The sequence below is a fragment of the Pseudomonas sp. McL0111 genome (assembly GCF_052567255.1).
Genome location: NZ_CP199585.1, coordinates 3,589,521 through 3,600,000, shown reverse-complemented (window position 1 = coordinate 3,600,000; position 10,480 = coordinate 3,589,521). Strand labels below are relative to the sequence as shown.

Annotated in this window: 13 protein-coding genes (1 of these 13 running past the window's edge); 7 read left to right on the top strand and 6 right to left on the bottom strand. The window is 59.0% G+C overall.

The window, feature by feature from the left end:
• Both rhtA and ACTWLJ_RS16440 read left to right on the top strand, forming a co-directional pair.
• Positions 1-360, top strand: the end of a protein-coding gene (gene rhtA / locus ACTWLJ_RS16445; RefSeq protein WP_445177589.1) for a threonine/homoserine exporter RhtA. The gene continues 528 nt to the left of window position 1, outside the view; only the last 360 of its 888 coding nucleotides appear in the window; its start codon lies off the left edge, out of view; the stop codon is at positions 358-360.
• Positions 361-531: 171 nt separating this feature from the next.
• Positions 532-813 (top strand): hypothetical protein, encoded by a 282-nt coding sequence (locus ACTWLJ_RS16440; RefSeq protein ID WP_401213232.1) that lies wholly within the window; start codon positions 532-534, stop codon positions 811-813.
• A gap of 1 nt (position 814) precedes the next feature.
• Here the strand turns inward: ACTWLJ_RS16440 and ACTWLJ_RS16435 are convergent, their stop codons facing one another.
• Positions 815-1,393 (bottom strand): TetR/AcrR family transcriptional regulator, encoded by a 579-nt coding sequence (locus tag ACTWLJ_RS16435; protein ID WP_445177588.1) that lies wholly within the window; start codon positions 1,391-1,393, stop codon positions 815-817.
• A 90-nt stretch (positions 1,394-1,483) separates the two neighbouring features.
• Here ACTWLJ_RS16435 and ACTWLJ_RS16430 point away from each other — a divergent pair, with 90 nt between their 5' ends.
• Together ACTWLJ_RS16430 and ACTWLJ_RS16425 are read left to right on the top strand one after the other, a co-directional pair.
• A complete protein-coding gene (locus tag ACTWLJ_RS16430) occupies positions 1,484-2,212 on the top strand; it encodes an SDR family oxidoreductase (RefSeq protein ID WP_445177587.1) in 729 nt (242 codons plus the stop codon).
• A gap of 44 nt (positions 2,213-2,256) precedes the next feature.
• Positions 2,257-2,847, top strand: a complete 591-nt coding sequence (locus ACTWLJ_RS16425) for a 2-hydroxychromene-2-carboxylate isomerase (RefSeq protein WP_445177586.1) — start codon at positions 2,257-2,259, stop codon at positions 2,845-2,847.
• A 70-nt stretch (positions 2,848-2,917) separates the two neighbouring features.
• Here the strand turns inward: ACTWLJ_RS16425 and ACTWLJ_RS16420 are convergent, their stop codons facing one another.
• The 5 genes from ACTWLJ_RS16420 to ACTWLJ_RS16400 form a co-directional block, all read right to left on the bottom strand.
• Entirely contained in the window at positions 2,918-4,726 is a 1,809-nt protein-coding gene (locus ACTWLJ_RS16420) for an aminopeptidase P family protein (RefSeq protein WP_445177585.1), read from the bottom strand.
• Between the two features lie 54 nt (positions 4,727-4,780).
• Positions 4,781-5,947, bottom strand: a complete 1,167-nt coding sequence (locus ACTWLJ_RS16415; protein ID WP_445177584.1) for an aminotransferase class V-fold PLP-dependent enzyme — start codon at positions 5,945-5,947, stop codon at positions 4,781-4,783.
• 205 nt (positions 5,948-6,152) lie between these two features.
• Complete coding sequence (locus ACTWLJ_RS16410) at positions 6,153-6,767, bottom strand: LysE family translocator (protein WP_445177583.1); 615 nt, start codon at positions 6,765-6,767, stop codon at positions 6,153-6,155.
• A 103-nt stretch (positions 6,768-6,870) separates the two neighbouring features.
• Positions 6,871-7,128, bottom strand: coding sequence for a hypothetical protein (locus ACTWLJ_RS16405; RefSeq protein WP_445177582.1), 258 nt, complete (start codon positions 7,126-7,128; stop codon positions 6,871-6,873).
• Between the two features lie 104 nt (positions 7,129-7,232).
• A complete protein-coding gene (locus ACTWLJ_RS16400) occupies positions 7,233-7,391 on the bottom strand; it encodes a hypothetical protein (protein ID WP_445177581.1) in 159 nt (52 codons plus the stop codon).
• A 124-nt stretch (positions 7,392-7,515) separates the two neighbouring features.
• On the opposite strand from ACTWLJ_RS16400, the gene msuE reads away from it, so the two are divergent.
• Genes msuE through ACTWLJ_RS16385 form a run of 3 tightly spaced genes read left to right on the top strand, consistent with a single transcriptional unit; the run spans position 7,516 to position 10,465 of the window.
• Positions 7,516-8,079 carry an FMN reductase gene (msuE, locus tag ACTWLJ_RS16395; RefSeq protein ID WP_445177580.1) on the top strand — a complete coding sequence of 188 codons (564 nt, stop codon included), beginning with the start codon at positions 7,516-7,518 and terminating at the stop codon, positions 8,077-8,079.
• 10 nt (positions 8,080-8,089) lie between these two features.
• Positions 8,090-9,229, top strand: coding sequence for an FMNH2-dependent alkanesulfonate monooxygenase (gene ssuD / locus ACTWLJ_RS16390; protein WP_401213255.1), 1,140 nt, complete (start codon positions 8,090-8,092; stop codon positions 9,227-9,229).
• A gap of 48 nt (positions 9,230-9,277) precedes the next feature.
• On the top strand, positions 9,278-10,465 hold the full coding sequence (locus ACTWLJ_RS16385) for an acyl-CoA dehydrogenase family protein (protein ID WP_445177579.1): 1,188 nt from the start codon (positions 9,278-9,280) through the stop codon (positions 10,463-10,465).
• Positions 10,466-10,480: the final 15 nt, after the last annotated feature.

Genomic DNA, 10,480 nt, shown 5'->3' with positions numbered 1-10,480 from the left:
GTCACAACCGCAGCTCTAGGCGTAATGATCGCAGCGCTCTTCGTCGCCCCTATCGGCATTGTCCATGCTGGCGCTGCGTTGCTGACGCCTTCGCTTATCCCCATCGCGATTGGCGTCGCCATCCTTTCAACTGCCCTCCCCTACACCCTGGAAATGGTCGCGCTCACTCGAATGCCTGCCCGCACTTTCGGCACTCTGATGAGTATCGAGCCAGCATTCGGCGCGCTGTCCGGCCTGTTGTTCCTGCATGAATACCTGACGCTGTCACAATGGATGGCGATCATGTGCATTATTCTGGCGTCCGTCGGTGCGACCATGACCATGGGCAGTGCCGCCAAGCCTGCGATTGCGGCAGATTGAAACGGGATTTGACGAAGGTCTGGCAATTGATGCGCATTTAGGCCATGTTTAGCCACGTAACTCAGTGCCAGGCATGGATTTTTTAAAGACAGGGATATCAGAACGCTTTAAAGCGAGAGCGAATGCAAGCAGACCCGAGCGCCAGACTCGTGGCCGCTATTAAGGACAGTAATGAAACGAATTTTGATACTGATCGCTGTATTGGCAGTTGCGGGTTGTGCAGCGACCTCGAATACCCAGGTAAAACACGGCAAAAAAGGGCTGCACATCAACTGTTCCGGGCTCTCGTCCTCTTGGGACAAGTGTTACACCAGCGCCGCCAATGCATGCGCGCCCAAGGGGTACAAGGTCATTGCCAAATCGGGGGACGCCGTGGAAGAGCCAGGCGATTACCCGTTCGGCCTCAATCCGGCCGGCTATACCAGCCGCAGCATGATTGTCATCTGCAAATAGTTCAGTCTTGCTGCCCGACACGTCGAGCAGCAATTTGCTGAGATATTTCCTCATGACTGGACTGCAGTACCGCACGCTGAATGTCCGGCGTGACCAGCATCCGCGCAACCACTAAAGCCCCGACGCATTGCGACAGAATCGCCCAGGCGAGGCTGTCGCTCTGCAGAATCTGCGCCCAATTCGCCTGCAACCGACAAATCCATAGCTCTGCCTGCTCGCGCACCAGTTCGTCTGAACGCGCGATTTCCGCGCCCAGAGTGGGTAGCGCGCAACCGGATTCAGGCTGGTCGACATGGGCCATGCTCAAATATTGCTTGAGACAGCGCTCCAGACGCTCACGATCCTGCTCGCCCAGCCCTCCCAATCGATCCAGGCTTTGACCCAGTTCACGTTCGACGATGGCGGCGAACAAAGCGTCTTTTGAAGAAAAGTGGCTATAGAACGCTGCCCCGCTCAGGCCGATCGCTTTCATCAAACCGTCGACACCCACCGTCGAAAATCCGGATCTCTTGGCCGAGAGCGCGCTGCTTTGCAGGAGTTTCTCTCGGGTCTCCAGCTTGTGACCGGCGGAATAACGCATGTATTTACCCTCAAATCGACCGCCTTGACGTTGCCCGAATCCTAGCATAACGTTCGTTCACTTAACGATCGTTTACTAAAGGGCTTCCCGATGAATAACAAGAAAGTCGTATTGGTAGTCGGCGCTGGTGATGCCACGGGCGGCGCTATCGCCAAACGTTTTGCCAAGGAAGGATTTGTGGCCTGTGTGACACGACGCAGCGCCGACAAACTTCAGCCATTGGTGGAAGCCATTCAGAGCGATGGCGGCGAGGCCTACGGATTCGCTTGTGATGCGCGCAAGGAAGAAGACGTGATTGCGCTGATCGAAGACATTGAAACCCGGCTCGGTCCTATCGAAGCGTTCGTGTTCAATATTGGCGCCAATGTGCCTTGCAGCATCCTTGAAGAAACCGCACGTAAGTATTTCAAGATCTGGGAAATGGCCTGTTTCTCAGGGTTTCTCAATGCCCGTGAAGTAGCCAAACGCATGGTTACCCGCGAACGCGGCACCATTCTGTTTACCGGTGCCACTGCCGGGTTGCGCGGCGCCTCCGGGTTCGCAGCTTTTGCTGGCGCCAAGCATGGTATCCGCGCGCTGGCGCAAAGCATGGCGCGGGAGTTGGGCCCACGCGGTATCCACGTAGCCCACGTCGTGGTCGATGGCGCCATCGACACGGACTTTATCCGCAGCAACTTCCCTGAGAAGTATGCGACCAAGGATCAGGACGGCATCTTGAATCCCGAACATATCGCCGAAAACTACTGGTATCTGCACAGCCAGCCTCGGGACGCATGGACCTTTGAGCTAGACCTGCGCCCGTGGAACGAACGCTGGTAAGCCTTCTATCCTCCAAACCAATAACAAAACAGAGAGCAGTGCACATGACCAAAACCGTGGAGTTTTACTTCGACCTCGGCAGCCCCGCCACTTATCTGGCTTACACCCAACTGCCGAAGATCTGCGCCGAGAACAACAGTCAACTGATCTACATCCCGATGCTGCTCGGTGGTGTATTCAAGGCAACCGGTAACGCGTCACCGGCCATGATCCCGGCCAAGGGTCGCTACATGTTTGTGGATCTGGATCGTTACGCCAGACGTTACGGCGTACCGCTGAAATTCAACCCGCACTTCCCGATCAATACGCTGATGCTGATGCGTGCCGTCACCGGTATTCAATTGCGTCAGCCAGAGCGTTTCCAGGCGTTCATCGATTGTCTGTTCAAAGCGATATGGGTAGAAGGCCAAGCGCTGAATGATCCGGCCACTGTCGCTGCGGTACTCAGCGAGCACGGTTTCGATCCCGATGAAGTTCTGGCCCTCACCGGCGATGAAGAAATTAAGGCAACGCTCAAGGAAAATACCGAAACAGCCGTTAAACGAGGCGTTTTCGGTGCCCCCAGCATGTTTGTCGACGGCCAACTGTACTTTGGCCAGGATCGGCTGGACTTCGTCGCAGAAGCCTTGCGCTAGATTGCGACCAAAATGACTCAGGCGCTGAATTCAGCGCCTGAGCTTCAACCGGCTAAACAACTTCAAACCGTTAAATAGCCGCCGTACGAGTAACCAGCCATTCCAGCGCCGCGCCATCAAGCAACGGACTCAAGCGCTCACGCACTTCAGCGTGATAGCTGTTGAACCACTGCTTCTCGTCCTGGGTCAGCAACGACACTTCCAGACAGCGTGTATCAATCGGGCACAAGGTCAGGGTTTCGAACTTGAGGAAATCGCCGAACTCGCTGCTCCCCGCCTCACGGTTCATCGCCAGGTTTTCGATACGCACGCCCCATCGACCCGGACGATAAGTGCCCGGTTCAATCGAAGTGATCATCCCCACCTGCATCGCGGTTTGCGGTGCTGCTGCGGCCTGATAGGCAATCACTTGTGGCCCTTCGTGAACGTTGAGGAAATAACCCACGCCATGACCGGTGCCATGACCGTAATCGACGTTATCGGCCCAGATTGGCGCACGCGCAATCGCGTCGAGCAGCGGCGACAGAATGCCTTTCGGGAAATGCGCCCGTGACAGCGCAATCACACCTTTCAGCACGCGGGTGCAATCGCGCTTCTGCTCGGCGTTTGGCGTGCCGACCGGCACCATCCGGGTGATGTCGGTGGTGCCACCCAGGTACTGGCCGCCGGAGTCGATCAGCAGCAGACCATCACCTTCGATCACCGCGTGCTCTTCTTCGGTGGCGTGATAGTGCGGCATCGCGCCATTGGCGTTGAACGCTGCAATCGTGTTGAAACTCAGCGACACATAATCGGGACGACGCTCACGGGCGGCGGTGAGTTTTTCGTCGATGGTCAACTCAGTGATGCGTTCGCGGCCCCAGGCCGATTCCAGCCAGGCGAAGAACTCGCACAACGCCGCGCCATCCTGCTCCATCGCCTGACGGATATGCGCCGCGTCAGCCTGACTCTTTTGCGACTTGGCCAACGTGGTCGGGTTCAGACCTTCGACCAGGGTCACGCCGCTATCGAGGTTATCCAGCAAACCACTGGTGATCCGCGCCGGATCAACCAGCAGGCTCGCGCCGCTCGGCACAGCACGCAGGGCGTCGGCGACTTCGTGGTAATCACGCAGTGTCACGCCATCCTGTTCCAGCACTGCACGCAGATCTGCGTCGACCTTGCTCAGTGCCACAAACAGCGTCGCTTGCTGCTGGCTGATCAGCGCGAAGGATACGAATACCGGGTTGAACGAGACATCGCCGCCACGCAGGTTGAACAGCCAGGCGATGTCGTCGAGGGTGGCGATAAAGTGCCAATCGGCCCCGCGTTCCTGCAGCGTTTCGCGCAGTTTGGTGAGTTTCTCGCCACGACTGACGGTCGCTTGCGGTGGCAGATGTTGATAGATCGCTGCGGTCGGCAGACTCGGGCGATCAGACCAGACTTCGCTCAACAGATCGATATCGGTACGCAGACGTGCGCCGCGCGCTTCAAGTTTGCTGCTCAGGGTGCGTGCGGAAGCCACGGCCATTACCGCGCCATCGACCGCCACCACGCCACCTTCTGGCGTCTGTTCAGCCAGCCAGTCCAGCGGACTCGGTTGACCCGGTTGCAGCTTGACCAGTTCGATACCGCTGCCTTTGAGTTCCTTGGTCGCCTGCTCCCAATAACGGCTGTCAGCCCAGACGCCAGCGAAATCGGCGGTGACAATCAAAGTGCCGACCGAACCATGGAAACCTGACAGCCACTGCCGCCCCTGCCAGTAACCCGGCAGATATTCCGACAGGTGCGGGTCAGCCGACGGCACCAGCAACGCATGAATGCCTTCGCGACGCATCAGTTCGCGGGTGCGCGCGAGGCGCTGGGGAACCGTTCCTTGGGTCAAAGTCTGGGTGCTCATCATGTCTCCTGCCAATCACTTCTTCGTTATTGTTCGTAGCCGGAATTCGGCTGATTAAAGCCCTGTCGCCCAGAATGCCGGAGCACTGGCGCAGGCGGTCTTGATCAGTGCACAAGCCTTGTCGATATCGTCGGCGGTGGTGAAACGGCCGAGGCTCAGGCGGATAGTGCGGCCGGCCAGACGTGCATCGTGCCCCAGCGCCAACAGCACGTGGGACGGTGTGTTGCTGGCCGAATTGCAGGCCGAGGTCGCCGAGAACGCAATCGAATGACTGAGGGCGGCGCTGTTGAACTCGCCGTCAGCGAACGTCAGGCTCAAGGTGTGCGGAATACGCTGGCTGGCGCTGCCATTGAGGCGTACGCCAGGCAGGCTCAACAGTTGTTCGAGCAAGCGTTCACGCAGCGCGACAATCAGCTTTTTCTCTTCATCGAACGCGGCATGAGCCAAGGCAAACGCTGCGCCCATGCCGGCAATCTGATGCGTGGCCAACGTGCCAGAGCGCAAACCGCCCTCGTGCCCGCCACCATGAATCTGCGCCAACACACGCTGCTGCGCCCGAGGGCCGACGTACAGTGCGCCGATGCCTTTGGGGCCGTAGAGTTTGTGCGCCGAGAACGACATCAGGTCCACTGGCAACTGCGCGAGGTCAATCGCAACCTTGCCCGCGCCCTGCGCCGCATCGACATGGAACAACGCCTCACGACCACGAACCACCTCACCGATGGCCGAGATGTCGTTGACCGTACCCAATTCATTGTTGACCAGCATCAGCGACACCAGAAAAGTGTCATCGCGCATCGCTTCGCTGACCGCTTGCGCAGTGATCAGGCCATCGGCGTCCGGCACCAGATAGGTCACGGCGATGCCGGCGTCCTGCAATTGCCGGGCGGTATCGAGGATGGCTTTGTGTTCGATCTGGCTGGTGATGATGTGCCCGCCGGGCACACCGCGAGCCTGGGCCACGCCTTTGAGGGCGAGGTTATTGGATTCGGTGGCGCCGGAGGTCCAGACAATCTGTTCGGCTTGCGCGCCGACCAGTCCGGCGACCTGTCGACGGGCCTGCTCGACCGTTTGCCGGGCCTGCTGACCGAAGGCGTGGGAGCTGGAGGCCGGGTTACCGAAATTACCGTTGAAACCCAGACACTCGATCATCACCTGGATGACCCGCTCGTCCACCGGAGTGGTGGCGGCGTAATCGAAATACAGCGGACGTTGATTCATAAAAAGACTCGCAGAGCGTGTTCCGGGATCAGGAGGCTCGTATCTGCAAACGACAAACACAGCCTTGTGAGCTGTGCCGAGGTCCGAGAGCGTCATCAATACCTGATCGGATGCCGTTAAAGAAGAACAACTTCATTTAAAAGTGCGTAGGAACGCTCCTGAAGCCGAGCTTAACAGGCATCGGGCCGGCGATTGAAGCAATGCGTCAGCTAAAGCTTTCGAGCAGCAGCGGGTACAACGAAATGACCAACAGCGCCGCCATGCCCCAGTTGAACACGCGCAACCAGCGCGGGTCCTTGAGCACATTGCGCAGCAACGTGCCACAGCCGACCCAGATCCCGACGCTCGGCAAGTTGATGATGGCAAAGACCGCCGCGATCACCACGACATTGGTGAAGTAGCCCTGCATCGGCGTGTAGGTGCTGATGGCACCGATGGCCATGATCCACGCCTTGGGATTGACCCACTGAAATGCGGCGGCGCCAAAGTAGCTGATCGGCTTCGCCTCGCCCTGCTCGCTATCGCTGACCGGCCCGGAGCGGGCAATTTTCCACGCCAGATACAGCAAGTACGCGGCCCCGGCATAACGCAGGATCGAGTACAGCAGCGGATAAGTCTGAAATACCGTGCCCAGGCCAAAGCCCACGGCCACGACCAGCACGAAGAAGCCGCAAGTCACGCCGAGCATATGAGGGATGGTGCGGTTGAAGCCGAAGTTCACGCCCGATGCCAGCAACATGGTGTTGTTGGGCCCCGGCGTAATGGAGGTGACAAATGCGAACAGGGCAAAGCCCAGCAGCAGATCAAGCGAGAGGTTCATCGAAGGGGTAGTCCGTCAGGGTCATTCAGGTGTTGACCCTATCGCACGGTGCCGCTTAAACCCATGGACAGTTGGGAAAAACTTCAGGCAGTACAGTCTGATTTCAGCTTGGGCGACCGTGCAGCTGTATGGCCCGTTCGGCGCTCATTTCAGCTTTCTTGTCGAACTGCGAATGACTGAGCAATTGGGCTTTTTTCGCATGGTATTCATCAAAGGACAGTCCGCTGCGGTTCAGCGCTTCCATCGCCAGTTCGCGACTTTCTTCGGTGGTATAAGGCCGCTCTTCCGGGGCACCGTGGCTGGCGCAACCGGCGAGCACGGAGACAGCGAGCAGCAGCGAAACAGTCAGTAAATGATTCATGGGAGCGTCCTGGCGAGCAATGTTGGTCGATGGACAAAGGCTACGCCCGGGTACGCTCGAGTAGAAATCAACGCTCTCAATAGTGGCTATCAGGATTTGAGCATTCAAAACCGCATATTCATAAATAGAATATAAATATCGATTAACGTTCTTTTACGGAATAACCAGCAACCTTTATAAATCCCTGCATGCACTCGGCACTGTTGCTCCAGCAACTGTTGCTCAGGCAACAGCGGTTCAACAAATCCACCTGAAACGCCCATGACCGAGCGCCATCGGAATGCTCAACGCCCCGTAAACCGGGGCCCAAGGACTTGGTACAGCGCTTGCTCAAGCCTGAGCACTAACTCACTGCTCGCTGAGCAACTGTTGAAAAAGGAACTGATCATGTCGCGTCCCCTGAAAGTCGTCGCCCTGTCCGGCGGCACCTGGCGTCCATCGCGCACTCTGGTGCTGACCCAAGCCCTGCTGAGCGAACTGGCCGGGCATTTGCCGATCGAGAGTCATCTGATCGAACTCGGTGACATCGCCCGCCCGCTCGGCAGTGCCTTGTCGCGCCAGGAACTGAGCGCCGAGGTCGAAGCTGAACTGCGAGCCATCGAACAGGCCGATTTGCTGATCGTTGCTGCGCCGGTGTATCGCGGTTCCTATCCGGGTCTGCTCAAGCATCTGTTCGACCTGATCGACCTCAATGCGCTGATCGACACCCCGGTTCTGCTGGCCGCGACCGGTGGCAGCGAACGCCATGCACTGGTGCTTGATCACCAATTGCGTCCGCTGTTCAGTTTCTTTCAGGCCGTGACGTTGCCGATTGGCGTGTACGCCACTGAAGCCGATTTCGTCGACTACCAGATCACCAGCGACACCTTGAAAGCGCGGATTCGTCTGGCCGCCGAACGTGCCGCGCCACTGTTCGGCACACAAATCAAACCGTTGCTGAAAATCGCCTGAGGAGCCGTTCATGGATGTTTTCTGGTTCCTGCCGACCCACGGCGACGGCCATTATCTGGGCACCACCCAAGGTGCGCGCCCGGTCACCCTCAACTACTTGAAACAAGTGGCCCAGGCCGCCGACAGCCTTGGCTATCACGGCGTGTTGATTCCGACCGGGCGATCCTGTGAAGACTCATGGGTGATCGCCTCGGCGTTGGTGCCGTTGACTGAGCGCCTGCGTTATCTGGTGGCGATCCGCCCGGGAATCATCTCGCCCACCGTTTCGGCGCGCATGGCGGCGACGCTGGATCGGCTGTCCAACGGTCGCCTGCTGATCAACGTGGTGACCGGCGGCGACCCGGACGAGAACCGTGGCGATGGCAGCTTCCTCAGCCACAGCGAACGCTACGAAGTCACCGATGAATTCCTGCACATCTGGCGCCGCGTGCTGCAAGGCGAAGCGGTGGATTTTGAAGGCAAACACCTCAAGGTGCAGAACGCCAAAGCCCTCTATCCGCCCGTGCAGAAGCCATATCCGCCGCTGTATTTCGGTGGATCTTCCGACGCGGCCCATGACCTCGCCGCCGAGCAGGTCGATGTCTATCTGACCTGGGGCGAACCACCCGCCGCCGTCGCCGAAAAACTCGCCGATGTGCGTGAGCGTGCAGCGCGCCACGGACGCACGGTGAAGTTCGGCATTCGTCTGCATGTGATCGTCCGTGAGACCGCCGAAGAAGCATGGAAAGCCGCAGACAAACTGATCGAACACATCAGCGACGAAACCATCGAGTCAGCGCAGAAATCCTTTTCGCGATTCGACTCCGAAGGCCAGCGACGCATGGCGGCGCTGCACGACGGGCGTCGCGACAATCTGGAGATCTCGCCCAACCTTTGGGCCGGCGTCGGTCTGGTGCGCGGCGGTGCCGGCACTGCGCTGGTGGGCGATCCGCAGCAAGTGGCGGCGCGGATCAAGGAGTACGCGGACCTGGGCATCGAGAGTTTCATCTTCTCCGGTTATCCGCATCTGGAAGAGGCCTATCGCTTTGCCGAACTGGTGTTCCCGTTGCTGCCCGAGCCGTACGCGAGTCTGGCTGGTCGCGGCGTGACCAACCTGACCGGACCGTTCGGCGAAATGATCGCCAACGACGTCCTGCCGAACAAGTCCTGACCCAACACAAAACCGTGTAGGAGATCTCTTGAAGCAAGGAATCTGCGTGTGACCGCCAAACCGCAAAGCACTCTGTTATCCCCGTTGCAGACCGCGCGCCAATTGGCCGCCGGGTTTGCCCTGACCGCCGTCGAGCGTGACGAGCGCGGTGGCACGCCGAAAGCCGAACGTGATGCCCTGCGTGACAGCGGCCTGCTGGCCCTGAGCATTCCCACTCGCTACGGTGGCCTCGGTGCGCCGTGGAGCGAAACCCTGCAGATCGTGCGCGAGTTCGCCAAGGTCGACAGTTCCATCGCCCACGTCTTCGGTTTTCATCACCTGATGCTCGCCACCGTGCGCCTGTTCGCGCGGCCGGAACAATGGCAGCCGTGGTTCGAACAGACTGCGCGGCAAAACTGGTTCTGGGGCAACGCACTCAACCCGCTCGACACCCGCACCGTGGTCAAGGACTGCGGCGGCTGGCGCGAGTTTTCCGGGAAAAAAAGCTTCTGCTCCGGCGCCACTGACTCGCAAATGTTGATCGCCTCGGCAGTGGACGAAAGCGCTGGCGGCAAATTATTGATCGCCGCAATCCCCAGTGGACGCAGCGGCATCACCCTGCACGACGACTGGAACAACATCGGCCAGCGCCAGACCGACAGCGGCAGCGCCACGTTTGAACGAGTGCGGGTCGAGGAATCGGAGTTGCTGCTCGACCCCGGTCCGTTGAGCACACCGTTCGCCTGCCTGCGACCGCTGATTGCGCAACTGACCTTCACGCATATGTTTCTCGGGATCGCCGAAGGCGCGTTCGAAGAAGCGCGGCAATACACCCTCAACGAAACCCGGCTCTGGCATAAGTCTTCAGCTCGCGAAGTGCGCGAAGATCCATACGTGCTCGCGCATTACGGCGAGTTCTGGGTTGCGCTGGAAGGCATTCGCCTGCTGGTCGAACGCGCCGCTGCGCTGCTCGATGAAGCCTGGGCCAAAGGCGCGAATCTCAGCGCCGATGAACGCGGACGATTGGCCACAGCGATTGCTACCGCCAAGGTCGCCGCCAGCCGTCAGGGCCTGGATATTTGCAGCCGTTTATTCGAAGTCACCGGCGCGCGTTCGACGCACGCCTCGCTGCGCCTCGACCGCTACTGGCGCAACCTGCGTACACAAACCCTGCACGATCCGCTGGATTACAAACTTCATGAACTGGGTGATTGGGCGCTGAATCAGTCACTGCCGGTGCCGACGTTCTATTCCTAGCCTTTCCTTGATGGA

Excerpts from the sequence above, each read along its gene's own strand:
- ACTWLJ_RS16440 (WP_401213232.1), top strand. The coding sequence starts at position 532 with ATGAAACGAATTTTGATACTGATCGCTGTATTGGCAGTTGCGGGTTGT.
- ACTWLJ_RS16435 (WP_445177588.1), bottom strand. The coding sequence starts at position 1,393 with ATGCGTTATTCCGCCGGTCACAAGCTGGAGACCCGAGAGAAACTCCTG.
- ACTWLJ_RS16430 (WP_445177587.1), top strand. The coding sequence starts at position 1,484 with ATGAATAACAAGAAAGTCGTATTGGTAGTCGGCGCTGGTGATGCCACG.
- ACTWLJ_RS16425 (WP_445177586.1), top strand. The coding sequence starts at position 2,257 with ATGACCAAAACCGTGGAGTTTTACTTCGACCTCGGCAGCCCCGCCACT.
- ACTWLJ_RS16420 (WP_445177585.1), bottom strand. The coding sequence starts at position 4,726 with ATGAGCACCCAGACTTTGACCCAAGGAACGGTTCCCCAGCGCCTCGCG.
- ACTWLJ_RS16415 (WP_445177584.1), bottom strand. The coding sequence starts at position 5,947 with ATGAATCAACGTCCGCTGTATTTCGATTACGCCGCCACCACTCCGGTG.
- ACTWLJ_RS16410 (WP_445177583.1), bottom strand. The coding sequence starts at position 6,767 with ATGAACCTCTCGCTTGATCTGCTGCTGGGCTTTGCCCTGTTCGCATTT.
- ACTWLJ_RS16405 (WP_445177582.1), bottom strand. The coding sequence starts at position 7,128 with ATGAATCATTTACTGACTGTTTCGCTGCTGCTCGCTGTCTCCGTGCTC.
- ACTWLJ_RS16400 (WP_445177581.1), bottom strand. The coding sequence starts at position 7,391 with ATGGGCGTTTCAGGTGGATTTGTTGAACCGCTGTTGCCTGAGCAACAG.
- msuE (WP_445177580.1), top strand. The coding sequence starts at position 7,516 with ATGTCGCGTCCCCTGAAAGTCGTCGCCCTGTCCGGCGGCACCTGGCGT.
- ssuD (WP_401213255.1), top strand. The coding sequence starts at position 8,090 with ATGGATGTTTTCTGGTTCCTGCCGACCCACGGCGACGGCCATTATCTG.